Source organism: Streptomyces sp. NPDC025793 (genome assembly GCF_055558375.1).
In genome coordinates, this window is the sequence record NZ_JBVHMR010000010.1 from 240,549 (window position 1) to 266,548 (window position 26,000).

Here is a 26,000-nt window from a genome sequence, read left to right on the forward strand (position 1 = left end):
GATCTGTCCCGCCGATCATCGCGCGCCTACCGTCGAGGACAGGCAGGGGCACGGGCGGGGAGGTACGGCCATGGCGGGACGGGGCCCGCGCACCGGAAGCGGTCGCGGGGAGGCGGGAGACGGTCGCCGAGAGCCGGAGGACGGCATCGGCCGCACCTCTGCGCCTCCTCCCTCCGGCCCCGCTCTGGTCCAGATCCGTGACCTGGCCGGCCGCCCCCGCGGGGTCGGTTTCCTCGCCGATCACGACGGCACCCTGCTCACCAGCCACGAGGCGGTCGACGGCCTGCCCCGGCTCGTCCTGCGCGCCCCGGCCGAGGCCGGAGACGGCCACGGCGGCGCCGGTACCGGCGAGCGCGTGTGCGTGGTCGACGCCGGCGCCGTCACCCCGCTGCCCGGCCAGGACCTGGCCCTGGTGCGCACCGAGGGGCTGGGCGTGGCCCCGCTGCCGCTGACCGTGCGGGAGCGGATCGACGCCGGCACCTACGTACGGCTCCCGGCGGGCTGCTGGCGCGAGGCGAGGGTGCTGGCCGCCACCGAGGCGACGTACACCGCCACGGACCGCTTCCACCCGGTCCCCGAGGCGCTGGAGCTGGCCATCGGCACCGCGGGCCGGGACGCGCTGCGGCTCGGCTGCGGGGCGGCCGGGGGACCGGTGCTGGACGCGCGCACCGGCGCGGTCCTCGGCGTCCTGGGCGCGGCCCTGCACACCGGGCAGCGCGACGCGGCGTTCGCGGCGCCGCTGCGACCCACCGCCGACGACCCCCTCGCCGACCTGCTCGCCCGCAACGCGGCGACCGTGCCCGCGTACGGCGCCGACCTCAACCTGGCCGGCATCCTGGAGCTGACCGCCACCTCGGTCGGCCAGGACGGCCCGCACGCCCGCCTCACCGACGGCCCGGAGCCCGTCGAACGGTACGGCGTCGCAAGGGAGTTGGCGGCCTTCGCGGACGGTGACCGGTCCGTCCTCGCGCTCGTCGGCACCGCGGGCAGCGGCCGTACGACGGAACTGGCGGCCCTCGCCGCGCGCCGGGCCCGTACCGGACGGCCCGCGCCCACGCTCTGGCTGCGCGGCGCCGACCTGGCGGACGGCGACTGCTCCGTGGCCGAGGCGGCCCGCCGCACGCTGGAGCGGGCCGCCCGGATCGTCGCCGCCGCCCGCCGCGCCCCCTCCGGCGACCTCGGCGACGTCACCCCCGAGCGACTGGCCCGCCTCGCCGCCCGCGCCGGACGCCCGCTGCTGCTGCTCCTCGACGGCCCCGAGGAGATGCCGCCCGTCCTCGCCCACCGGCAGTCCGAGTGGATCCGCGGCACCGCCGACTGGCTTCGCGAGACCGGGGCACGGCTGGTGGTGGCGTGCCGGGAGGAGTACTGGGAGCGAGCGGGTACGGAATTCCCGCCGGACCAGCTGTACGCCCCGGCGGACCCCGCGGCCCCGACGGCCCCCACGGCTCGGGCGACGGGCCCCGCGGCTCCGCTGACCGCCGCGGCTTCGGCCGCCGGGCGTGCGGCTCCGGTGGTCCCCGCGCCTGCGACCACCGCCGCCGCCTTCGACGCGTCCTCCGCCGCCACCGGCACGTCCTTCGCCGCCTCCACCCCGGCCCCGGCCTGTACCCCCTGTCCGCCCGGTCCTCCGCTGCCGCCCTGTGTCCGGCTCACGGCGCTGACGTCGGACGAGGCCCGCCGCGCTCGTGCGCGGTACGGCGTCCCCGAGGGTGTGCTCGCCGGCCGGGACGCCCGGCATCCGCTCGTCCTGCGGCTGCTGGCCGAGATCCGCGCCGCCGCCCCCGACGCCCCCGCCGCCGGGCCCGTCGACCGGCACGAGGTGTTCGCCGCCCACCTCGACCTGATGTGCCTGCGCATCGCGGTCCGTCTCGCCGCCGGGAACGACGGCCCGCGCGGTACGGCCGTACGGCGGCTCGCCGCGCGCGTCGCCGGGCAGGTGCACGAGGCCGCCCGGCGCAGTCTCGGGCCCGGGCAGGGCGAGCTGGACCGGGAGTCCTTCGAGGCGGTGTTCCCGTGGGGGCCCGCCCCGGCACGCCTCGGCGGCGGCACGGGCTGGGCCTCCGCCGTGCTCGCCGAGGGCCTGCTCGTCCCGGCCGGCACCGGCTACCGCTTCGCGCACGAGGAGCTGGCCGACTGGATCCAGGGCATGCACCTCGACCTGGACGAGGCCCTGCACGCCCTCGTGCACCGCCCCCGCGCCGCGCACGAGAGCGCGCCCGTGCCGGTGCCGCACCACCGCGTCGGCCCGGTCGTGCAGGCCCTGCTGCTGCTCGCCCGGCAGCGCGGACCCCGTCAACTCACCGCCCGGCTCCGGGACTTGACCGACGCCCTGGACCGGGACCCCGGCTCCTGGTGGGCCGCCCGGCTGCTCGCCCGTACCCTGCACCAGGTCCCGGACGCGACGCCGTACACCGAGGTGCTGCGGCTGCTCGCCGAGCGGATCGTGGCCTGGCGCCGGGCGCGGCGGACCGTGCCGGCCGAGTTCGGGCCCGCCTTCTGGACCGGGCTGCCCCTCCCGGACGCCGAACGCCTCGATCTGCTGCGCCGGCTCGTGCTGGCCGACCAGGTGCCCCCGGAGCCCGGCGGGCGCTACCTCGACGCCGTGGCCCGGCTGCTCGCCGCCGCCCCCGCCGTCGTGCAGCCGGAGCTGATCCGCTGGTTCGCCGACGAGCGGCCGCTGCCCGCGACGCCGCACGCCACCGTCGCCACGGCCGCCCAGGCGCTGCTGCACACCCACCGGCACGGCGCGCTGGACGACCTCACCGACCTGCTGGCCGCGAGCCCCCACCGCCGCGCCGACGAACTGCTCGGCACGCTCGCCGAGGACGAGCCGGCGGCCCTGTGCCGGGCCGTCGACCGCTGGGCGCACGACGAGCGCGCCGTCCGCCGGGCGGCGGCCGTCGCGTTCGGGCTGCGCACGGCCCCGCACGCGCGCGCGGAGGCCGACCGCGCGCTGCTGCGGCTCGCCGCCCTCGCCCTGCTCGCCCGCCCCGCCGACCGCTTCCTGCACGGCGGCGCGCTCGCCCTGCTGGTCCACGACCCGCACACCCGGGACACCTACCTGCCCGCCGCCCTGCGGCACTTCGCCGACGGCGACCCGCACGTCCCGCCCGGCGCCCTGGCCCCGGCCCTCGCCACCCACCCCGAACCGGTCCTGGAGGCCTTCCGCACTCGGCTGAGCGCCTCGGACCCGCCCGACGCCGTGCGCCTGCTCGCGGCCCTCGCCGACGCCGCCACCCCGGCCCTCGCGCGCGCCGTCGCCGGCCTCGCCCGGGATGCCGTACGGCTGCGTCCGCAGGGCGCGGGACACCTGGCCGGACAGCTCGCCCACCACGTCGACCGGCGATTCGAGCAGCAGGGGCCCACCGCGCGCCCCGTCCTCCTGCCCCTCGTCACGGGCCTGCTGGACGACGGCCCCGAACCGCTGCGTGCCGCCCTCGCCGCCGTCCTCGCCGCCCCGGGCACCCAGGCCTCCCGCCCGCTGCGCCGCGAGCTGCTGGAGGTGCTGCTGGCCGGCGAACAGGAGCCGTCCGTCCTGGCCGCCGTCCTGCACGCGGCGGCCGCGCACGGCGACCGCCGCGAGGAGGAGACGCGCGGGCTCGTCCACCGCACCGGTCTCCTCCTGGTCCGTACGCCCGAAGGCGCCACCCGCTTCGACCGCGGCCTGGTCGACCTGGGCCGGCACGTGCCCGGTTTCGCCGCGCTGATGGCCCGCTGGCTGAGCGCGACCCCGGAGGACTGGGCCGCCGTGGTGGGCCCCAGCACGCGTCGCACGCTGGAGAGCCTGGCCGGCGTCCGGGTGCCGGCCTGAGCAGCGCCGACGGCATAGCCGTGAACGTGCGCCCGGTCACAGCCCCGACACCGATGCGGGCCGGGAGCACCCGGCATGGCACCCTTAGACCTGCGCAAGTCGTGAGAGTCAATGAGAGTCAATACGGACACGGGTTCGAGGAGCGGTCACAGTGCAGCGCTGGCGTGGCTTGGAGGACATCCCCCAGGACTGGGGGCGCAGCGTCGTCACCATCGGTTCCTACGACGGCGTCCACCGCGGCCACCAGCTGATCATCAAGCATGCCGTGGACCGCGCCCGCGAGCTGGGCGTCCCGGCCGTCGTGGTCACCTTCGACCCGCACCCCAGCGAGGTCGTCCGCCCCGGCAGCCACCCGCCGCTGCTCGCCGCACACCACCGCCGTGCCGAGCTGATGGCGGAGCTGGGCGTGGACGCGGTGCTCGTGCTCCCCTTCACCACCGAGTTCTCGAAGCTCTCGCCCGCCGACTTCGTCGTGAAGGTCCTGGTGGACAAGTTGCACGCCAGGGCGGTCGTGGAGGGCCCCAACTTCCGCTTCGGCCACAAGGCCGCGGGCAACGTCCAGTTCCTCGCCGAGCAGGGCGAGACGTACGACTTCGACGTCGAGGTCGTCGACCTGTACGTCACCGGTGAGGCGGGCGGCGGCAAGCCGTTCTCCTCGACCCTGACCCGCTGCCTGGTCGCCGAGGGCGACGTCGAGGGCGCCCGCGAGATCCTGGGCCGCCCGCACCGCGTGGAGGGCGTGGTCGTGCGCGGCGCCCAGCGCGGCCGCGAACTGGGCTTCCCGACGGCCAACGTCGAGACCCTCCCGCACACCGCCATCCCGGCCGACGGCGTGTACGCCGGCTATCTGCACGTCGAGGGCGAGGCCATGCCGGCCGCGATCTCGGTCGGCACGAACCCGCAGTTCGACGGCACCGAGCGGACCGTGGAGGCGTACGCCATCGACCGCGTCGGCCTCGACCTGTACGGCCTGCACGTCGCCGTCGACTTCCTCGCCTACGTGCGCGGCCAGGCGAAGTTCGACTCGCTGGAGGCCCTGCTGGACCAGATGGCGGCGGACGTGAAGCGGTGCCGGGAGATCGTGGCGGCACAGGAGTGACCGCGGGCGACTGACACGAAAGGGCGGCCGGTGCGCATCGCACCGGCCGCCCTTTTCGGTCACTACTGCTGCGGCGGCTGCTCCTGCGGGGGCTGCGGGGCCTGGGGCGCCTGGGGGTAGCCGTACGCCTGGCCGGGCTGCTGCGGCGGCTGGCCGTACAGCTCCTGTCCGGGGGCCTGCGGGTACGGCTGCCCCGGCTGTCCCGGCTGCTGCGGGAACGGCTGACCGGGGGCACCGGCGGGAGCCTGCGGGTACGGCTGTCCGGGCTGTCCCTGCTGGGGCGGGTACGGCTGCCCAGGAGCCTGCGGGTACGGCTGCCCGGGGACCTGCGGGTACGGCTGAGGCTGCCCCGGCATGGGCTGTCCGGGCATCGGCTGTCCGGGCATGGGCTGTCCAGGCATCGGCTGTCCAGGCATCGGCTGTCCGGGCATGGGCTGACCGGGCATCGGCTGTCCGGGCATGGGCTGACCGGGCATCGCGTAGCCCGGCATGGGCGGGGCGGCGACCGGCGGCGGGTTGCCGTCGTTGGTCCACAGCCCGTGTGCCTGCTGGTGGCGGGTGAAGTCCTCGGCGATCAGCGCGGCGAGGTTGAAGTACGCCTCGCGCGTCCGCGGCCGCATCATGTCGAGGTCGACCTCGGCACCGGCGGCCAGATGCTCGTCGAAGGGCACGACCACGACACCGCGCGTGCGCGTCTCGAAGTGCGCCACGATGTCCTCGACCTTGATCATCTTGCCGGTCTCGCGGACCCCGGAGATGACCGTGAGGGACCGGGAGACCAGGTCCGCGTACCCGTGCGCCGACAGCCAGTCCAGCGTCGTACTGGCGCTGCTCGCACCGTCCACGGACGGCGTCGAGATGATGATGAGCTGGTCGGCGAGGTCGAGCACGCCGCGCATGGCGCTGTAGAGCAGGCCGGTGCCGGAGTCCGTCAGGATGATCGGGTACTGGTTGCCGAGCACCTCGATCGCGCGCCGGTAGTCCTCGTCGTTGAACGTGGTCGAGACGGCCGGGTCGACGTCGTTGGCGATGATTTCGAGCCCGGACGGCGCCTGGGACGTGAACCGCCGGATGTCCATGTACGAGTTCAGGTACGGGATCGCCTGGACGAGGTCACGGATGGTGGCGCCGGTCTCCCGGCGCACGCGGCGGCCGAGCGTGCCGGCGTCCGGGTTGGCGTCGATCGCGAGGATCTTGTCCTGCCGCTCGGTGGCGAGGGTGGAACCGAGCGCGGTGGTCGTGGTCGTCTTGCCGACACCGCCCTTGAGGCTGATGACCGCGATCCGGTAGCAGGACAGCACCGGCGTGCGGATCAGCTCCAGCTTGCGCTGCCGCTCGGCCTCCTCCTTCTTGCCACCGAGCTTGAAGCGACTCGACGCCGCTGCGGGCCGCCCGCTCTTCGCCTTCTGCTTCTTGTTGTTGAGCAGCCGGTCCGAGGACAGCTCCACGGCGGCGGTGTAACCGAGCGGCGCGGCACCGGGGTTGGTCATCTGCCGCTGGTCGTGCTGGATCGGCTGCGGCCACGCGGCACCGGTGCGCGGATCGACCGGCGTCTGCGGGGCGTCCGCCTGCGGCTGCGGGAAGCCGTAACCGCCGGGCGGGGTCGGCGCGGTGGGGCTCTGCGGCTGTGGCTGCGACTGCTGCGGCGGCTGGGGAGCCTGCGGCGGCTGCGGGAAGCCGTAACCACCCGGCTGCGCCGGGGAGTTGACCCCGGCCGACGGGAAGCCGTAACCGCCGGGTCCGGTGGTCCCTGCCTGCTGCGGCTGAGGTCGGGGCTGCGGCGGCTGCTGGGGGTGGGGCTGGGGTCCCGGGCCCGCGGCCGGCCCGACGGGCTGACCGGGGTGCTGCGGCTGGTTGGGCTGGTTCCAGGCGGCGGGCGCGGGCTGCGGGGCCTGCGGCTGGAACGGCGGCTGCTGACCGGGCAGGGGACCGGGCTGCTGCGGTGCGGGCTGCTGCGGCGGCGCCGGCTGACCGGGGAGGCCCGGCTGTCCGGACCACTGGCCCGCCGGGGCGGGGGCAGCGGGCTGGTAGGAGGGCGGCAGCGGCGGCACCCCGCTCTGCGGCGCGGGCGGCGGCGTCCAACCGGGCTGCGCACCCTGCGGGGCGGCCGGGGGAGCGGCGGGAGCCTGCGGCACGGCGTCCTGCGGAACGGCGGCGGGCGGCACGGCGTCCTGGGGCGCGTCGGTCTGAGCGGCGGCGGCCTCCGGCTGGGCGGCACTGTCCTGCGGCGTGGCGGAGTCCGCGACGACGGCGGAACCCTCCGCCCGAGACGCCTCGGCCCCCTCCCCGCCCTCGGTACCAGAGGCACCGTCCGCGTCCGCGGCCGGAAGCCCGGCGCTGCTCGCGCCCTCGTGCTCGTCCTCATCAGTACCGGCATCGGCATCGGCACCGGGACCCTCCGCGTCCGCGGAGCCGTCCTCCTCCGATCCGGCGCTCTCGGCAACGGCGTCACCCTGAGCGGCGACACCGTCCCCGGACTCGGCGGACTCCCGTGACTCCTGGAGCTCCTCGGCCACATGACCCACCGCGCCCTCGCCGGAGTCGTCCGACGCCACCACGGCCTCGGGCGCCCCCTCGGCACCGGGCGCCCCCTCGGCACCGGCGGCACCCGTGCTCTCGGCGTCGGCCGATTCCGTTCCGCCGGCCTCGGCGGAATCCTGGCCGACGGACTCGGCCTCCTTCTTGACGGCCGCCGCGCGCTCGGCGATCTCGGCCATCTCGCGCTTCAGGGCCACGGCGGAGAACCGCATGGTGGCCCCGCTCTCCAGATCCCCGTTGTCCGTCTCCGACGCAGGCGCCACGGGCTGGACCTGCGGAGCGGCGTGCGGCTGCTGCAGCTCGAAGTCGTGCGGCTCGGGCTGCTGCGGCTCGAACCCCTGCGGCAGCTGCGGCATCGGCACCGGAGGCCCGACGGGAGGTCCGACCGGCGGCGCGGGCTGCACCGGCGGCGGGAAGCCGTAACCGCCCTGCGCGGGCGGAGGCGGCGGAGCGTACGGGGTGCCCTGCGGGGGCGCGTACGCAGTGCCCTGCGGCGGGGTGCCGACGGACTGCTGCGGCACCGGCGCCGCAGGAGGAGCGGACGAACCCGACGCGTTCTGCGTGTACCAGGCGGGCGGCGCGTAGTCGATGGTGAACTCGCCCGTCATCTCGATGGCGGACTCCGCGTCGGTCTGGTCGTCGTCGGGTGTGTCCCAGCCCCCGCGGATCCCGTCCCGATCGCTGTTCACAGTTCCTCCTGGTGTGGTCGAACACCCTCATGCTCATGCCGTGCTGGGGCGACCATGTCGTGTTGTTCCGAGTCGTCCGTAGTCGTTTTCGAGGCAGCCCGATCCATCGGTTCTCCCCCCGGACACCGACGCCCGGTCCACGGGTCCTGTCAGCGCGCCCACTCCCAGCCTAATCACCATGAGCCGTCCCTCGGCAGGCCCGCCCGCTTCTCGGCACGCGAACGCCGGGTCACCATGCGCCCGAAACACCCCGCAGGCCTTGCGCCTTGCCGAAGGAAGGATGGGTAAAACGGGAGAGATGTAATGAAAGGGGAGAGTGGAAACTGCGAATAAAAGGGACACTCGGGGGTAGTTCAGTCCATCCGACGTGGCGTGCCCAACAATCCGATCTCGGCGTCGGTGGGTTGCGTCAGGACGTACTGCCGGTCGCGGTCGGTACACCACAGAGTGACGCCGTCGGGGAGCGCCGGCAGCGACTCCACCTCGGCGCGCGACAGACCTGTCGTGCGCCCCAATTCGGCGGCCTCGTCCGGCGAGACCCGCTGGATGCCGGCGAGCCGTGCCTGGCGCAGCAGCCTGGGCGCGACCGGACTGAGATACGGCAGCAGTGTCAGTACCGACTGCCAGGGGCCGGACACCACGCGTCCACGCGGCGGCCGCATGCCGCAGTCCCGGACCACCAGGACGGGCGTGCCGGCCGAGGCGCCCTGCGGAGGCACTCGCCCGACGTCGTACACGGAAAGTCCGTTCTGCCCGCCGCCCATCGCGTGCACCATCTGCATCCAGGCCTGCGGCCGGCCCGTCTCCACCGCGACCCGGGCGCCGGTGGCCGCCGAGCGCAGAGCCAGCACCTGTGCCGTCCACAGCCCGCCGATCAGCACGACGTCGTACGGCGTGGGCCGGTTGATACCCAGGACGGCCGGCTGGCCCTCGGCGTCGACACCGGCCACGACGCCGTCGTCTCCGATCGGCAGGGCGAGCGCGTCCAGTTGCTGCACGGGCAACCCGTGCCGGCTGTGCCGGGGTCCGATCAGTCCCAGGCCGTGCCGCAGCAGCTCGCCCATCCGGCGCGGTCCGGACGGTGCCGGAGTGTCCGTGCCCGGCCTCGTGGAAGTCGTCGCAATCGTCGTCACCGCGCACCTCCGAGGGGCAGCGTGGCCAGCATGCCGGGCAGTTGCTCACGGTCGAGGCGGGCCAGTCCGGCTCCGCCCTGCCGGGCGGCGGCCTCCAGCGCGTGCCGTGCCGCCACGAGTTCCTCGTCACTGCGTCCGGTCACCCGCAGGTGGCCGGAGAGGGACACCTCCTGCCGCTCCCCGTGGGCGAGGGTGAGACTGAAGGTGGTCGCCAGGGCCGGGATCGCCGTGACCCGGGCGACGAAGTGCGGCAGCGACTCGCCGTTGCCTCCGCCCAGTTGGGGCCAGCGTCTGACCCAGTACGTCGTGTGCCGCCGGTTGTCGCAGCGCCAGCTGCGCCCGGCCTCCTCCGTACGCCGCTCCCGGGTCTCGCTGCGCCCCGCCTCGGCGGTGACCAGGGGGTTGGCGCATGCCGACGTGGCGAGCGCGGCGACCAGTTCCTCCTCGTCGAGCACCCGCGCGCGGAACCCGGAGCCGGTCAGCCGGCTCGCCAGGTGGTCCGCGGTCCGCGCGACGCACTTCTGTGCGCCGAGCAGCCCGCCGCCGCGCGCCGCCACGGCCTCCGCGCAGCTCTCGGGATCGAGCTTCAGCGCGATCCAGGTGATGCGGACGGCCGGGGCGCCCGTCTGCTCCTGCAGCGGAAGGTAGTTGGACACGGCGACGGACTGCTGGGGCAGATGCAGCGCGGGCGCCGGCTGGGTGTGCAGCACGATCTGGGCCGACTCCAGCCGGATCCCGTCCACCTCCAGCGCGTCGCGCACCAGCCCGACCGGCAGCGGCTGCCGGCTGCGCTCGGCCCGCAGTGCGGTCGCGTCGGCCTCCACCTGGAGCACGGCCGTGACGAACGTCCCGTCCCCGACGATGCCGACCGGGCGCCGGTCACGCGCGCCGTAGGAGTACGTGCGCAGAGCCGGCTCGCACTCCACGGCGGGGACCAGGCCCGGCTCCGTGCCCGGCGGGATCGGGGTGCTGTCGGCCCGCTTCTGGCGTGCGCGCAGCGCTCGCGCCGTGCCGAGCCACTCGGGCAGGGAGCGGCCCCGGCGCCGTACGAAGGCCAGCAGGAGCAGCACGACGGCCACGACCGCGGCCGGCACCATGGCCATCATCCCGACGGCCATCCCGACGACCAGGGCGGCCGCCGCCAGCTCCACCAGTACGAGCCGTTGCAGACGGAACGAACCCACCTGGCCCGGCCGGGGCCTGAGGCTGAGCGTGACCGCCTGCTGCGCCGCACCGCGCTGCGCGGACGCCCCGTCCGCGGGTGCCGCGGACCTGGCCGCGCGACCTCGTGTCGCCGACCGGCCGCGTGCTCGCGACCGCGTTCCGGAAGCCATCACTCCATCCCCCCGATTTGCTCACAACTCGCTGGAACCAGGCCGCTCAACATGGGCCTTGAGGGCCCAGGTACCCTACCCGCTCCACCGGACTCGCTCCGTACCAGGCATAGTAGGGGCCGGGTCCGACAACGGAGGGCGGGGGAGCGTGGTCCCCGGGCGCGCTCCGCGTGAGACACGGGGAGAAACAGGCACAGATGGCATCTCGGCGGGACCAACTCAACGCCTACACCTTCGCGAAGCGCCGCATGCTCGCGTCGTTCGTGCAGTCGTCACCGGATGCCTCCGACGAGGGGGCGCCGCGACCGCTGCGCGCGATCCTGCCGGGCGCCCTCGTCGGCGTCGTCGTGCTGGCGGCCTTCGGGGCCTGGGGCATGTTCAAGCCGACGGCTCCGCAGGGCTGGGACACACCGGGGCAGAAGGTGATCATCGCCAGCAAGTCCACCACCCGGTACGTGGTGCTGGACACGAACGACAAGCCCCAGCTCCACCCCGTCCTCAACATGGCGTCCGCCAAGCTCGTCCTGAACACCCAGGACAACGTGGACGTCGTCACCGTCGACGAGTCGATCCTCGACAGCGGCAAGATCCCGCACGGCGTCACCATCGGCATCCCCTACGCCCCCGACCGCCTGCCCTCTGACAAGGAGGCCGGCACGGACAAGCAGTGGGCCGTCTGTGAGCGTCCGAGCGGCAGCGGAAGTTCCATCCAGAAGGCCGCGTTCGTCCTGGCCCAGCGCGACCTGAAGAAGACCCAGGGACCGCAGAAGCTGAGCGGGGGCGACCTCCTCTACGTCACCACTCCGACCGACAAGAAGCAGTACGTGGTCGACGCGACGGGTACGGCGTACGAGGTCAAGGCGTCCGACCAACTCCTCGTGCAGACCCTCGTGGGGGCGGACCGCCAGCCGGAGGAGGTGTCCAAGGAGTGGATCGCGACCCTGCACCAGGGTGACGAGATCGTCTTCCCGACGATCCCCGGCGTCCCCGGAGCCCCGGCCAACGCCCCCGGCCAGCTGGGGGATGCCAACAAGGTCGGCATGGTGCTGCGGGCACCGGTCGCCGGCCAGGAGCAGTACTTCGTGGTGCTTCAGGGCCGGGTCGCACCGGTCTCCGACTTCGTCGCGCAGCTCCTCCTGGCCGACACGGACCTCGTGAAGCTGGGCCAGGCCGGGCACTTCCGGGAGGTCAGCGCGGGCGCCATGACCCGGGGCAAGCCGTTCGCCGCCCAGTACAAGTGGCCGACCGAGAAGCCCTCCGCGGTCAACGTCACCCCCACCGCCGACGGCAGCCGCAACACCGTCTGCAACGTCCTGAACCATGTCGACCCCGACAACGGCACCACCACGCTGAGCACCTGGGCGGGCACCGACTTCCCGGCGGCACTGGCCACCGGCTCCTCCAGCGCGTACGTCACCGCCGGCTCCGGCCAGCTCTACCGCCAGTTCCAGGGCACCGCGACCAACGTGGGTTCGGTCTTCCTGGTCACCGACACCGGCCTGCGCTACGCCCTGCAGTCCAACGACGACAGCGCCACCGACGACAGGGGCGTCGGCCTCACGTCCAAGCAGCGGCAGGAACTCCAGCAGGAGGCCAAACTGGCGCAGACCCGCCTCGGCTACGCAGACGTGAACCCGGCCCCCATCCCCGCGGCCTGGTCGGAGTTCCTGCCGACGGGCCCGCGGCTGTCGACGGCGGCGGCACGCCAGCCGCAGGGCTCGTGAGAGGTCGTCCGATGCGCTCCACCCTGCCCGCACTGCGCACGCGTACGGCCCTGGCGGTGACCCTGGGCCTCACCGCCACCCTGCTGGCGGCCCCCGTCGCCGCCGCGGACGACGCCTCCGACCAGTGCACCTTCTCCAAGAACAACCACAAGTACGCCGGTACGCCCTGGGCCCTGCAGCGCGTCAACCTCGACGAGCTGTGGAGCCAGTCGAAGGGCAAGAACGTGAAGGTGGCCGTGATCGACACGGGCGTCGACACGAGCAACCCGCAGCTGACCGACGCGGTGAACGCGACCCTGGGTGCGAACTACCTGCCCACGAAGGACGACAAGGGCCAGAAGATCGACGTCGGCAAGGCGGACGGCACGACCGACACCGTCGGCCACGGCACCCGCGTGGCCGGCATCATCGCCGCCCGGCCCATGAAGGGGACCGGTTTCGTGGGCCTGGCCCCCGAGGCCACCATCGTCCCGATCAAGCAGAACGACTCCGAGGGCCACGGCACGGCAGGCACCCTCGTCACCGCGATCCGACGCGCGATCGACGTCAAGGCCAACGTCATCAACATCTCCCAGGACACGACGAAGGCCATTTCGCAGGACAACGACCTGCACCGTGTCATCAACGAGGCCCTGAACGCCGGGATCGTCGTCGTCGCCTCGGCGGGCAACGACGGCCTGGGCGGCAACGTGAAGCTCACGTACCCGGCCTCCTACGAGGGAGTGCTCGCCGTAGCCGCTTCCGACCGCAACAACGAACGCGCGGCCTTCTCCCAGTCCGGAGACTTCGTCGGAGTCGCCGCACCCGGCGTCGACATGATCTCGACCGTCCCCAAGGGCGGCCACTGCTCCGACAACGGCACGAGCTTCTCCGCCCCGTACGTGGCCGCCGTGGCCGCCCTGATCAAGGCCAAGCACTGGGACTGGAAGCCCAACCAGATCGTGGCCCAGATCGAGCAGACCGCGGAACGCTCCATTGCCGGCCACGACCGCCTGGTCGGCTGGGGCGTGGTGGACCCGGTCCGCGCGCTCACGGAGGACGATCACCCGATCGACGCCCCCCACCCCGACACGGGCCTCACCCATGTGGAGGCCCCCACCCCCGCCCAACTCACCCTCGGTGAAACCACTCAGCAGCGCATCGCCCGCTACGCCACCTACGTGGCCGTCGGCGCGGCAGTCCTCGTGGCAGGCCTGAGCGGTGGAGCGGTGGCCCTGCGCGACGCCCGCCGCAGGCGCCGGGCGCTGGAGGGCCGAGCGTGAAGTCGATGACGTTTCTGCTCTTCGCCGGATCGGTCGCGCTGACCGCGACGGCCTGCGCGACGCCGGACCGTGCCCATCCCTAACGCAAAGCCCTCGGCCCTGGCCGTCGGGAACATCGAGTTCGTCATGCCCCGGCTGGTGCTGTTGGGAATGGCAGTGTTCGGCGTCTACTTCGGATTTCAGCGTATGTCCGAGGACGCGCACCGGAGCAACGACGAGCTGAGGTGCGCGGTCCGGGGCATCACGGACGACTCGGACGGCGACTTCACTTACGGTCCCGAGGGGTCGAACGAGGCGTACCTGCAATATCTCGGCCGACGGAGCGGAACAGGCCTTCTGCATGCACGTCAAGATGGCTTGTCGGGCAAGTCACGTTTCTCGCTTCACAGATTCGCGGACGCCACCTGGGTCCCTCAGCTGAGCGGCCAGGTATTCACTTCGGGAAATCGGACGGCTGTGGGGGAGCCTCTTCATATGTCATCGCGACACTTGGGACGGCGCGTCGCACCGCGCTTTCTCATGCGCGAAAATAGCGGCGCTCCGCGCGAGTGAGATCAGACTCTGCTGCTGCTCAGCCTGCGAGGCACTGCCTTTTTGCTTGAGCTCCACAACCACACTCAGATGTTCGTTGATCCTTGCTGTAGCGCAGGGTACGTAGATGGCGGCGATCTTGTCCGATGCAACTGCCTTGTCTCCGGCATCGAACGGAGTGAGTGAGGAAGCCGGAGCGGACTGCTCGACCATTTCTCTCACCCAGGTAGCACTCTTCTCGTACTCGAGCATCTCGACCGTTGCTGAGAGAAGCATCTTTCCGTCACCGTTGACGAAGCACGACGTATCGTAGGTATCATCTCCGTCGTCAGTGCGGAGATTCGTCAAGGAATCATCGAACGAGTACGAGGTCTTGTCGGGCAGAATCTTCTTCAGCGCCGCAGTCGTGTCCGACGAGGAACCCAGTGTCCTACATACAGCGGAAGCCTTGATGTGCCCTTTCTCCCCGAAGGGTGGGAGGCCGAGTGCGTAGAGGACTACTACGACGAGGCACAGGATCAGCACCGAACCTCCGGCCGCCAGAACTTTGGCGCGAGTGTATGTCAACGTCTCAATCTTCCGTTTCGAGCTGCCGGGGGATTCCCTCCCCGTCGAGATACTTGTGGACCTTCGTTCCAGCGGTATTGAACCCGTCTTCTGCGGCGGTGGCCACAGAAGCCTCGATCATCGGATAGCGGTGGCCGGTATCCTCTCCAGCTTTCTGGGCGGAAAGCTCGACCATCTTGTAGGTCGAGTCCGATGTGTCCTGGAAGCTCTCACCATTCCGGTAGATGACTTCCCCGGAGCTGTCCTTCATAGCCCCTTCGGTGATCTTGCCGATGATCTCGTCGGCCGCTGTGCCCGCCACGTCGCCGATGATGGCACCTCCGGGACCGGTCAGCGGCTCTGTGGCCATGCCGATGCCGATGCCGACGGCAGTGCCACCCCAGTTGCCGGCGTTCTCGATGGCAGCGTTGTATTCGGCGTCCTTCGCACCGCCTTCGAGTTCGCCCTGGTAGGCGCGGCCGGCGCCGATGATCCCCTCGATCTGACCGGCTGTGCGAGCGATTTGATCGGTGCCTTGCTTCAGTTTCTCGGCTTGCGAATAGGACTGATCGGCGACGTACGCATCAGGGTGCTCGAAGTGGTGGTGCATCAACTGGCTCGTATAGCTGTTCTGGCCGAGGTTCACTGCCGCGTAGCCCTCGGGATTTTGGCCGACTGCGTACAGGAATCTCGTTAGGTCTCGCTCGCTGGGAGCGGCAGCGGAGCCGGCGATGGGGAACAGTGTTGTCTCGCTGGCATTGCCCGCATGCAACTGACGATGAATGTCCGGCATGTACTCTGCGGCGATCTGCCCCATGCTGTCGGACATGTAGCCATGGTCGGTCAGCCGCTTCGAATCCTCCGACACGGAATGCACGATGCTCTCCATGAGCTTGGCCTGCCCGGCATTGTGCGCCGGAGTGTCCGCCGTCGGCAGTTCACCGGCCGGGTGTCCCGTCGTGGCAGCTTCTAAGGCCAGCGCGAGGTTGTTCTGGCCCGTGAAGAGGTCGTCTCCGTGGGAGTCCGTCTCCTTGGGCCAGTCGCGCTCCTCGAACAAGTACTGGAAGTTCGACAGGGGCACCTTGCCTTTGTAGCCGTTGCCATCCGTGTCCCGCTCGAAGGGATTGCCCGGGTCATCCTTCGAAACATATTGCTGGTTGAAGAAGTCCGTGGCCGCATCGGGGCTGTTGGACAATCCCCTGAGATATCCCGTTAGCGGATCGGTGCCGCTGTCGTCGCCAATCCGGTTGAGCCATGAACTCGCGCCGGAGATCCGCCAGAGCAGGTTCTCATGACTGCCGTTATCCGTGAGCTTTCGCTCCGTGGCCATGAGCTGCCTGCCGTAGTCCTTCAGGAACTGGTCGTCATAGTCGCCGGTCCGCATGAGGTTGCTCATGATCTGGAAGCCCATGGGGCCACCCCTGTCTCCATAGAGCGGCTTGTCCCCGATGTCGATCATTTGACGCTTCCAGTCGGCCATCGCCGTGGAATCGCTCTGAGTGGCATGGGCCAGAGTCAGGCCCAGGTTCCGCTGAAGATCACCGAACTTGTCGAGGCGTTCCTGCCCCAGCTTGTAGTTGCCGCTGTGGGGATCGCTGATCCCGGTCCAGAACTCCAAGGTCTTCTTCGGCCCGAGATCGGTGGCGAACCGCTCGGCGAACAGCGGATCGCTTCCGTACTTCTTCAGTCCCTCGTTGAGGCGGTCGAAGTCTTGGACCGACAGGTCCTGGGGGTTCTTCTTCGCGAGCTTGGCCAGCGCATCGGCCTCCTTGACGGCATCATCCGCGGCGTCCCGGTCCTTGTACTTGGCGTCGGAGAAGCCCAGCTTGCTCTGGTCTGCGATGGCCGTGAGCACTGTCTTGGCCGAGTCGTCGCTCTCGGTGGCCTTGCTGAGGATGCCCTGGATCTCGTTGCGGAGGTCGTCCACGTCCTTCTGGCTGACCGCACCGGTGTTGCCGCTCGGGTCGGAGGCCCAGTCGGGGCGGGTGCTGCTGGTGACCGTGAAGCTGCCATGACCGCTGTCAGTGACGGTCATGCCCTTCTTCTGCCCACGGGAGACCGCCTCGGTGAGTTGCGTGTGGTAACTCTTGAGCTCACCCTGGGTGTCACGCAGGATGTTGTGGATGGTAGTTGCCTGAGTATGGGCGTCGGTGAACTCGCCGGCTGTCTTGCCGATGAACTCCTTGGACACCTGAGCGTTCACACCGGCCCAGTCGGCAGTGTTGGCGGCTTTGTGCAGGCTGTCCTCGGCGTCTTTCTTCAGTTCTTCCAGATGCTTGACCAGTGTCGACCAGTCGGTGACAGCATCGTCGAGCAGCTTGAAATTGGCATGGAACAGGGCGTTGAAGTCCATCGATCGTCCCCAGGAATAACGAAGCCGGGCGGCGTGTGATCGGTCTGCGTCGTCTGGTCAACTTGCCGACGCCGCTACTCCTTCTCCTTGCCCTTGTCTCCGTAGATGGAGTTCTTCTTGCCCGGCTCGCCGACTCGCTCGTCGAATCCGGCGTCCAGCGCGTCGATGCTGCTCATCTGCCGCTGGATGTAGCTCTCGTCAGTCGCGTGGACAGCCTTCGTGGTCTGCATGTGGTTCGAGATCTGCGCGCAGGCGTCCATCAGGGTCTTCAGCTGTTCCTCCCACCGGTTCGACACATGCTGGAGTCCCGAACCGAGTGCGAAGCCCTGCTTGGAGAGGTCGCCGGCCGCGGAATCACTGCTGGGAGTTGCGACGCGGGCCTTGTCCCAGAGCTGGTCGTAGAGGTGATGGGCGGCCGTGCCGATCTTGACCAGATCCCCGTGTCCCACTTTGAGGTCACCGGTCTTGCTGGGGATGACGTACGGGCCGTAGGTCCCTCCGCCGCCGTCCACATGGTTGAGCTGCATGTGTGCCGACTGTCCCGCTGCGGCCTGAGCCTTGAGTTGCTCCCACTCGTCCCATGCCATGGAAGGACCCTCCCCTTACGGATGCTTCAGTGGCTCGTCAAATTAGCAACCCTGGTCAAGAAAAATCTGCACCATGTCCGATATGTATAGAATTTCGGCTGTGAAGATTCGCGGTGGGCATGTCTCACAGTGGGTGTGGCGGGCGGGGCGTAGGGGTACTTCCGGCCGACGTGGGCGGGGGTCACCGCTCGCCCGGGTGGCCGTGCGGGGGAAGGGCTGAAATTGCAGGTGAGCGGCGAGAACGGCACCTCGGTAGGGCCTGACTGGGGATAGATGGAAGTTCGTTCGGGTGAGGTGTCGCCTCGTTCGAGATCTGAGCCACACGCACGTCGCCCGCCTTCGCTGGAGGCCCGCGCCCTGTCGAACTGTTCGACAATCTGACGGTCAATCATCCCACGGGTTGCTCTGGTGATGGCAAAGTTCACCTATCGATGGTGCGCAAACGTCGAGTCGCGGGCTGAATGTGAAGCTTCTGTATAGATGTCCGAATGCTTCTGTCGCGATTGGCTGGCTTGTCGGACTTGGATGGTCCCGGACTCGGTCACTTCGGGACACCATTGCAACTGAACCGTCGCGGAGTTCAGTTGGCCGCGATTTGCGCAGTGACTACAGTGGTCAGCGATGGATCGGGGGTGCGGTGCTGCCCAGGTCGTCGGCAGCTGTACCAACGGGGAAACGGGGAAGGGGTCGCAGTGAGTGACGGGGGCGGCTCGGATCTGAGACGCGGTCTTGAGGCTCTGAAGATCTTTCAGAAGCGCATGAACGATGCGTTGAAGAAATTTGACGAGTCACCGGGATCTTCGTCCAGCATTGCTCAGCACGCCATCAATCGGGCGTCGTTCAGTGGCACGGAGATCCCGTTCAGCGAGGCGGCCGACCTGCATGGGCAGTACGACCGTGTGCATGCACGTCTCACAGACCTGTCGAAGTCGCTGAGCCTGCACATCGAGGCCCTGAAGCTCGCGGTGCAGGCGGCCGATGCCGGCTACGACAACGTCGAAGAAGAGATCCGTCAGCGCTTCTGGGCGATTCACGCACAACTCGACCAGGAGCACCAGCAGGCGGAGGCACACAAGAAGACTCAGAAGTCGGGTCCGGGACAGAAGACCAACGAGTCCAACCAGGGCGGAGGGTACTGATGAGCGACGACAAGTGGCAGCAAGATCCTCAGTACAAGCCCGGCGTGGATCAGGCGGACCAGCAGGTCGGTGCGGTCAATGTCGTGGAGTACGTGCTGGGCGGTATGCCGTTCGGCTTCGGCATGCACGTCAACGCCTTCGGCTCGACCAACTTCGAGAACCACGACCTCAACGACATGATCGACCTTGCCCAACAAGGTCAGCCCGAGCACCTGGAGATGGCCGGTAAAGCGTTGTGGGACGCCCACAAGCACATCTCCGACGCGGCCACGGAACTGAGAGCTCACCTCGACGCGGTCGACTGGGAGGGACAGGCAGCCACCGACTTTCATGTCTGGGGCAAGGGGCTGGCCAGTTGGAGCGATGACCTTGCGACGTTCGCCAACAAGGCGGCCACGCAGATCTCCGCAGCGGGCATGGGCCTGGCGACTGTCAGTAAGACGATGCCGCCCCGTGACCCGCGGCCCAGGGCCGATCGGAAGCCGCCCACCCAGTTGCCCAAGGCCCAGCAGCATGACAACAACCCGGACTACGTGGTCGCCAAGACAGCCGAGAAGAACCGGCAAGAGGCGATCAACCAGATGAACAAGCTGGCCTCTTACTATGCGGTGTCTGCTGGCGCCCTGAAGGGAGAGGACGGGCCGGAGCCGTACAAGGCCATGCCGCCTGTGGGGGTGCCGAGGCCCACCAGCGGGGGGCATCTGTACGAGGCTGGAAAGAGCCACGATAGTTCGACTCAACAGGCCACCAGGCAGCCCACCGTGTCCGGCCATCATCAGGTGGCGGTGTCGACCGACCCACACACCCCGGGGCATGCCGCACCTGTGAAAGAGGTGCACCAGCCGGTCACCGACCCGAAGCATCAGGTCGGTACGGAAATCAACGCCGTGGGCACGTTGCCTCCCCAGGCACACACCGCACAGCCCGGACCCACCGTGCCTACTCTCCCGACTACCGGTGGTGGAGATCGTACGTCTCCGCTGACCACCGGACCGATGGCGCCCCCGATTGCGCCGACCGTCGGGCGTGCCACGAGCTATGGCCAGACCAGGCGGCTGCCGACCTCGACGCAGGAGCGCACGGGCCCATCGGGCACCGCAAGGGGGCAGGTGTCGCAGGAGCCCGAGGGAGAGACGGGGCGTGCCATTTCCGGTGGCCGTGTGTCTCAGGACCCAATGGGGCAGGGCGCTCGGGCCATGGGACGTACGACGGCTCCGGCCGGTCGGTCAGCCATGCCCGGGTCCACCCAGCAGGCCGGACGTTCCCGGATGGGGCGGGGTATCACTGGCGGAACACCGCGGATGACCGACACGCCTGGTGGGCGTGCCGGAGCGACTGGTGCCACCAGCGCGGCGCGCAACGGCGTCGTGGGCGGCAAGCCTGTCACGGGCCGTACGCCGGGAACGGCGTCCAATTCCCGTGTACCGCGGGGTATGGTCGTCGGCGCTGAAGAGCCGGTGTCCTCGGTGCAGCCGAAGGGCGTTCTCGGACAGCGAGGAGTTGTCGGTACGCCTACGGCTAACGCGGATCCGGCCACGAGCCAGTCGGTGCTGCGTTCTGCGAGCAATCCCGAGGGTGCGATTGGTGCGCCACGGAACAGCGGCGGCTCGACGCTTAGAGACTCCGAGGGCGGCGTCGGAAGGACGGGGCTCGGCCGGGGTGCGGGAGGCGATCGCCAGGGCGCGGACAGTGGCACGGGACGAGCCGGAAAGCCGGCGGCCGAGAAGGAACAGCACCACACGTCGCAGAAGAAGCGGCGTGACGTGCCACGTAAGAGCGACTGAACAAGCGAGGACGTACGCGGGCATGAAGCCAGGGACTAGCCGAGGTGGCACAAAATCATTGCGGCTGATAGGGCGTGGCGGAAGACGCTTGTCCGTCGTGTGCTCCGCGCTGGGCGCGTTGACCATCGTGTCCACGTCCCTGGCTCCTGGTGCCGCGGCCGTGGACATTCGGTCGAAGCAGTGGTACCTGGACGCGATGCAGGCCGACCAGATGTGGAAGGCGAGCACCGGTAAGGGGGTGAAGGTCGCCGTCATCGATTCCGGAGTCAATCCGAACACCCCCGCGTTGAAGGGGCAGGTGCTCGTCAACGAGGTGCAGAAGTCTGTCTCGTATCACGTCACACAGGACTATGACGGCCATGGCACATCCATGGCTGAATTGATCGCTGGCACCGGCGCGGACAACAGCATAAAAGGCCTGGCCTACGGGGCTAAGATCATTCCCTATCGCGTTGGGCTCGACGAACTGAAGGACAAGCAGGAGAAAGAAAAGACCGCTACGTCGGCCGAAGCGATCAGGGCTGCCGCGGACAGTGACGCCAAGGTCATCAATATGTCCTACGGCAGTCCGTATGATGATCCGGACGAGGAAGCGGCTGTCAAATATGCCGCCTCCAAAGGTAAGCTTCTGTTCGCCGCCGTCGGTAACGCGGGACTGAAGAACAATCAGGTCGACTATCCGGCCTTCTATCCGTACGTCAATGGCGTCTCTGCGTCGGATCAGTCCGGTACCGTCGCCAAGTTCTCGGAACATGGCGAGTACGTCGACTTTGCGGCACCTGGGGTCGACGTACCCAGCTGGTGCGACAACAAGTTCACCGAGTACTGCAACGCCACGGGCACCAGCGCCGCCTCCGCCATTGCCTCCGCCTCCGCCGCCCTCGTCTGGTCCGCACACCCCAAATGGACGGCGAACCAGGTGCTCCGGGTGCTGTTCGACACAGCCAGCCGGAAGTGGCCCAAGAACGAGCGGAGTCTTTATCTCGGCTTTGGTCTCCTGCGTCCGCGCATGGTCCTCGACAACCCGAACATCAATCCCGGCCCGGCCAACGTGGACCCGCTCGCCGCCGAGAACTCTGCAGGTGGCGACGATACTTCAGCTACCCCCACCCCTTCGGCCTCTTCCGGGCAGTCGACGAAGGATGCTGGTTCCGCCAGTGGTCCTACATCTGCCGCCGCCAAAGACTCCAACTCCGGTAGTAACACAACCACTTGGGTGATCGTCGGCGCCGTAGCGGCCGTACTCGTCATCGCTGGCGGCGGTTTCGCTGCGCTGCGTGCGCGCCGTAACGCCTGACCGGTCTCCCGTACAACTGCTCATTCGCCGAGTGGGCAGAGGTCCGCTTGCCGAATATGCCGACGACGGAAGTCGGCGCCCGGCAAGGTCAGTTCACAAAGGAAGGCAGCGAAATGGCCACAGGCACTCAGAAGATCACTAAAGATCAAGTCGTCCGCCTGGAGAAGACGCTTCTGACGCAGTTCGACGACATCAAGGGTCAGCTGGGGCGCCTCCAGCACCTGATCGACTCGATCGAGGGTCACTGGAAGGGTATCGGCGCTGGCGCGTTCAACGCCAAGCAGACCGAGATCAACGAGCACATGGTCAAGATCGGCCAGATCCTGGTCAAGTTCATCGACGGTATGAACACCACGATGAAGATCAACGACAACACCGAAGACGAGATCCGCGCCAAGGTCCAGGGCATCGACGTGAACCTCGGTGGCTCACACTCGGCGCTGACGAACTACTGATCGCGGTCGGACCACCACTTCTCAGCAACGGAGGAATCATGGGCGCCAACAACAGCGGCGTGACCGAAGTCCACTACGACGGTCTCGACCAGATGGCGACTGAGATCGCCAACCAGGCCCAGAAGCTTGAGGCCAGCCTCGAAGCCATCAAGCGCGAGGTACAGAACGTCTCCGGAATGTGGGAGGGCGAAGCCCACCACACGTACACCGAGCAGCAGGCCGCGTGGGACCGTGAGGCCCGGGGCATTCACGAGGCCCTCGTCGCCATCGGCCGCGCCGTGCACGCCGCCGGCGGCGACTACATGGGCGGCGACAAGAAGGCCGCCAGCTACTTCCAGTAAGCGGCCGGGATCATCAGCACGTCGCGGTAGCGGGGTGGGCGCGCACGGAGGGTGCCCACCCCCTGTCGTGGACGGTGTGGACCCGGCAGGGCGGCGGAACCAGGCTGGTACAGCGGGAAGAATCAGGACAGGGAATGCATGCCGCAGACGGCGTCGAAGGTGGTGTGGCCACTGGGGCGAAACCCGGAAGAGCCGCCATGTCACGGCGACGAGTCGGCCCGTACACGCTGATCACCGCCCTGGACGACCCCCACACCAAAGTCCCCGTCCCCGAGCGGCGGTACATCGCCCGCAGCTCCGACGGACAGCACACCGTGCTGCTGTCCCTCCCGCTGTCCGGTCGCGACCCTCAGCGCTTCCTCGCCGAGGCCGAGGCCTCCCGCTACCTGCTCGGGTCCTGTGCCGCCCCGGCCACCTCCGTCGCCGGTTCGGGCGAGTCGCCGTGGTACGCGCACCCGTATCTACCTGTCCTGCCGCTCCCCACCGCCCTCGCCGTACACGGAGGTCCGCTTCCCGAGCGGACCGTACGTGCGCTGGGCGCGGCCCTCGCCGAGACGCTGGCCGTCATCCACGGGCAGGGGCTGACCTTCGCCGGTGTGTCACCGGCGGCCGTCCTGCTCGCCGCCGACGGGCCGCGTCTCCCCTGCTTCGGCGCCGTGCGCGCGGCCGCGCCCGACGGTGCTTCCCGCTCAGGGCTGCCGGGTCTCGAACCGGGCAGCCTGCCGCCGGAACAGTGGTCCGGCGGGCGTCCGCGTCCTCTCGGAGACGTGTACGCCCTCGGGGCGACGCTCGCCTACGCGGCCACCGGGTACACGACACCGGAGCGGGACGAACTTCCCGCCGCCTTGCGTACGGTCATCGCCCGGTGCCTCTCACATGACCCGAGGAACCGTCCTCAACTGGTCGAACTCATCGACGCCTTGGGAGGGCGCGATGAGGCAGAGAGCCGTTCCGCCGTCCTCCTCGGTCCAGGCTGGCTCCCCGGGCGTGTCATCGCCGCCCTCGCCCATCAGTCGGCGGCCGTTCTCACGGCGGAGATTTCCCTTACCGGGCAGACCTCTCCCACCCGCCCTTCCCATAGCCAGAACTGACAACGACCCCATGCCCTCCCCGCTTACCCACGACGACCCCCACACGATCGGCTCCTATCGGCCCATCGCCCGCCTCGGCAGCGGAGGCATGGGCATCGTGTATCTCGCCCGTACCGTGGGCGGACGTACCGTCGCGCTGAAGACGATGCACGCCCGCATCGCCACCGATCCTGCGTTCCGTACCCGGTTCCGGCTGGAGACCGACGCGGCGCGGGTCGTGGGGGAACGGTTCGGCGCTGGTGTGGTGGACGCGGATCCGCGGGCTGCGACACCTTGGTTCGCGACCGAGTACGTGCTCGGGCCGTCCCTGGACGAGGCCGTGAAGCTGTGCGGGCCGCTGCCCGAGGCTTCGGTACGGGCACTGGGGGCGGCGCTGTGCGGGGCGCTGGAACAGTCGCACGCGTCCGATGTCGTCCATCGCGACCTCAAGCCGTCCAACATTCTCATCACCGCCTACGGGCCCAAGGTCATCGACTTCGGTATCGCCCGCGCGGCCGGCGATGATCACCTCACCCGTGTCGGAGTCGCGGTCGGTACCCCCACCTTCATGTCACCGGAGCAGGCGGGAGGGCAGGAACACACGGCCGCGGGTGATGTCTTCGCGCTCGCCGGGCTGCTCGTCTTCGCCGCCACCGGGCATCCGCCCTTCGGGCACGGTCAGGCGGCGGATCTGCTCTACCGGGTGCAGTACGCCGAGCCCGACCTGAGCGGAGTACCCGAAAGCCTGGTGCCGGTGCTTGCGCAGTGTCTGGACAAGAATCCGTTCCGGCGTCCGACGACCGGCTGGCTGGCCTCCCAACTGCACGACGGAGGTGGCGAGTTCGCCGAGCATCTGCCGGACGTACTTTTGGCGGACATCGGGCGGCGGGCCACGGAGGTCTGGCAGGTCGCGCCGCAGCGGCTGCCGGCCCCGGCCGATGAGCCGGCCATGGCGGCGACGGCCGCTCCCGTACGGTGGTCGCGCCGGCGTCTGCTGCTCACCAGCGGCGGCGCGGCACTGGGCGTCGCGGTCGCGGGAGCGGCGGGGGCATGGGCCTGGAGCGAGTGGGCCCGTGGTCCGAAGACACAGCCCGTGCCCGGGCCCAGCAACAGCCAGCTGCCGAAGAAGCAGCTGGACTCGCGCTGGCAGGTCCAGGTCGAGGACACGTACAACGGAGGATTCACAGAAGGACCTCTGGACTCCTTTCCGGTGCCGTTGCAGGCCGTCGGTGACATGGTCGTGGTGATGGCCGGAAACTTCCTGGAAGGGGTCGCCACGCAGAGCGGGAAGGTCGCCTGGAAGTCGCTCAACGCGCCGATACCGTGGCAGATCGCCTCCGACGCCGGGCGCATGTTCCTGGTGAAGGACGTGAACGACGGCTACACCGGATCCGATTCCTCCCATGCGCGCCCGCTGGCTCTGGCCTCGATCGACGTCCGCACCGGCTCGGTCGGGGAGCCCTTCGCGCAGTTCACCGACCTCAATGGACTCTCACTGAACCAGGCGCTGTGCACCGCGGGCGGGGTGGCCTACGCGGTGGCCGGGCACGGCAAGTTCTCCTTCAGCTTCCTCGCCTCGCAGTCCTGGTACGTGCTGGCGGTGGACATCAGCAGCGGCAAGCGACTGTGGAAGGCGCCGCTGCCTCGTCGGCAGCAGGAGGTCCCGCACTTGTTCTTCCTCGGCGCCTCGGTCGTGGGAAACCGCCTCGTCGCGCTTCAGGAAGCGAACGACGGCAGTGTGCACGCCGTTGTCCGCGACACGGGTACGGGAACCGTCCGGTGGGACCGCAAGGTCGATGGCGTCGTCCCGGACCGGGTACGGGAGTCCCTGGTCACCGACGCGCAGCACCTGTACGTGGGCGCCGGCCGACTGACGGCACTGCGGCTCGGCGACGGGAGCCTGGCCTGGGACTCGGCGTCCGAACGGCCGGGTCGCACCTATGGCCTTCCGGTGATCAAGGACGGCACCCTGTACGCCGTCGAGAAGGGGCTCGGGCTCGTCGCCTTCGACCCGGCGAGCGGGCGCGTCAAGTGGCAGGAAAAGGGCGGGCAGGGCACCGACGCGGACCTGAGTGCCCCACCCGTGGTCGGTTCCGACTTCGCGTACACCAAGCGAGGGTCGCGATTGTGGGCGATCGATCTGTCCTCTCAGCAGCCGGCCCACTCCTACCGGACCACCGGTGACCGTTTCATGATCCATGAGAAGGCGGGAGAAGTCATCGCGCTGGGCGGCCACTTCCTCGCGGCGTTCCCCGTGCGGTGAACCGGCCGGTGCAGAGAACAGAACGGGTGCACAGAACAGAA

General features: G+C 69.7%; 17 protein-coding genes. 11 read left to right on the forward strand and 6 right to left on the reverse strand.

Annotated features, from left to right (window positions below):
* The first annotated feature begins 70 nt into the window (after positions 1–70).
* Both ACZ4MF_RS21305 and ACZ4MF_RS21310 read left to right on the forward strand, forming a co-directional pair.
* A complete protein-coding gene (locus ACZ4MF_RS21305; protein ID WP_467493499.1) occupies positions 71–3,814 on the forward strand; it encodes a trypsin-like peptidase domain-containing protein in 3,744 nt (1,247 codons plus the stop codon).
* Between the two features lie 151 nt (positions 3,815–3,965).
* A complete protein-coding gene (locus ACZ4MF_RS21310) occupies positions 3,966–4,913 on the forward strand; it encodes a bifunctional riboflavin kinase/FAD synthetase (RefSeq protein WP_467493500.1) in 948 nt (315 codons plus the stop codon).
* A gap of 62 nt (positions 4,914–4,975) precedes the next feature.
* Here the strand turns inward: ACZ4MF_RS21310 and ACZ4MF_RS21315 are convergent, their stop codons facing one another.
* The 3 genes from ACZ4MF_RS21315 to eccE form a co-directional block, all read right to left on the reverse strand.
* Complete coding sequence (locus ACZ4MF_RS21315) at positions 4,976–8,140, reverse strand: SCO5717 family growth-regulating ATPase (protein WP_467493501.1); 3,165 nt, start codon at positions 8,138–8,140, stop codon at positions 4,976–4,978.
* Between the two features lie 353 nt (positions 8,141–8,493).
* Positions 8,494–9,273 carry a hypothetical protein gene (locus ACZ4MF_RS21320; RefSeq protein ID WP_467493502.1) on the reverse strand — a complete coding sequence of 260 codons (780 nt, stop codon included), beginning with the start codon at positions 9,271–9,273 and terminating at the stop codon, positions 8,494–8,496.
* The gene (gene eccE / locus ACZ4MF_RS21325) at positions 9,270–10,607 is read right to left on the reverse strand and encodes a type VII secretion protein EccE (protein ID WP_467493503.1); all 1,338 of its coding nucleotides are present in this window, start codon (positions 10,605–10,607) and stop codon (positions 9,270–9,272) included. The genes ACZ4MF_RS21320 and eccE overlap by 4 nt, the downstream gene beginning before the upstream one ends.
* A gap of 197 nt (positions 10,608–10,804) precedes the next feature.
* Between eccE and eccB the strand changes: the two genes are divergently transcribed.
* Positions 10,805–12,331 (forward strand): type VII secretion protein EccB, encoded by a 1,527-nt coding sequence (gene eccB, locus ACZ4MF_RS21330; RefSeq protein ID WP_467493504.1) that lies wholly within the window; start codon positions 10,805–10,807, stop codon positions 12,329–12,331.
* 11 nt (positions 12,332–12,342) lie between these two features.
* Entirely contained in the window at positions 12,343–13,593 is a 1,251-nt protein-coding gene (mycP, locus tag ACZ4MF_RS21335; protein ID WP_467493505.1) for a type VII secretion-associated serine protease mycosin, read from the forward strand.
* Positions 13,594–14,070: 477 nt separating this feature from the next.
* Here mycP and ACZ4MF_RS21340 read toward each other — a convergent pair whose 3' ends face one another.
* From ACZ4MF_RS21340 to ACZ4MF_RS21350, 3 genes are all read right to left on the reverse strand, one after another.
* Positions 14,071–14,691, reverse strand: a complete 621-nt coding sequence (locus ACZ4MF_RS21340) for a hypothetical protein (protein WP_467493506.1) — start codon at positions 14,689–14,691, stop codon at positions 14,071–14,073.
* A 4-nt stretch (positions 14,692–14,695) separates the two neighbouring features.
* A complete protein-coding gene (locus ACZ4MF_RS21345) occupies positions 14,696–17,023 on the reverse strand; it encodes a hypothetical protein (RefSeq protein WP_467493507.1) in 2,328 nt (775 codons plus the stop codon).
* A gap of 74 nt (positions 17,024–17,097) precedes the next feature.
* On the reverse strand, positions 17,098–17,610 hold the full coding sequence (locus ACZ4MF_RS21350) for a hypothetical protein (protein WP_467493508.1): 513 nt from the start codon (positions 17,608–17,610) through the stop codon (positions 17,098–17,100).
* 692 nt (positions 17,611–18,302) lie between these two features.
* Here ACZ4MF_RS21350 and ACZ4MF_RS21355 point away from each other — a divergent pair.
* From ACZ4MF_RS21355 to ACZ4MF_RS21385, 7 genes are all read left to right on the forward strand, one after another.
* Positions 18,303–18,749, forward strand: coding sequence for a hypothetical protein (locus tag ACZ4MF_RS21355; RefSeq protein WP_467493509.1), 447 nt, complete (start codon positions 18,303–18,305; stop codon positions 18,747–18,749).
* Positions 18,749–20,533: a hypothetical protein gene (locus ACZ4MF_RS21360; protein WP_467493510.1), complete on the forward strand. Its 1,785-nt coding sequence runs from the start codon at positions 18,749–18,751 to the stop codon at positions 20,531–20,533. The genes ACZ4MF_RS21355 and ACZ4MF_RS21360 overlap by 1 nt, the downstream gene beginning before the upstream one ends.
* An 88-nt stretch (positions 20,534–20,621) precedes the next feature.
* Positions 20,622–21,830, forward strand: a complete 1,209-nt coding sequence (locus tag ACZ4MF_RS21365; RefSeq protein WP_467493511.1) for a S8 family serine peptidase — start codon at positions 20,622–20,624, stop codon at positions 21,828–21,830.
* Positions 21,831–21,943: 113 nt separating this feature from the next.
* Positions 21,944–22,285, forward strand: coding sequence for a WXG100 family type VII secretion target (locus tag ACZ4MF_RS21370; protein WP_467493512.1), 342 nt, complete (start codon positions 21,944–21,946; stop codon positions 22,283–22,285).
* A gap of 38 nt (positions 22,286–22,323) precedes the next feature.
* Positions 22,324–22,626: a WXG100 family type VII secretion target gene (locus ACZ4MF_RS21375; RefSeq protein ID WP_467493513.1), complete on the forward strand. Its 303-nt coding sequence runs from the start codon at positions 22,324–22,326 to the stop codon at positions 22,624–22,626.
* A gap of 197 nt (positions 22,627–22,823) precedes the next feature.
* A complete protein-coding gene (locus tag ACZ4MF_RS21380; RefSeq protein WP_467493514.1) occupies positions 22,824–23,717 on the forward strand; it encodes a protein kinase family protein in 894 nt (297 codons plus the stop codon).
* Positions 23,718–23,727: 10 nt separating this feature from the next.
* Positions 23,728–25,959, forward strand: a complete 2,232-nt coding sequence (locus ACZ4MF_RS21385; protein WP_467493515.1) for a serine/threonine-protein kinase — start codon at positions 23,728–23,730, stop codon at positions 25,957–25,959.
* Positions 25,960–26,000 lie beyond the last annotated feature (41 nt).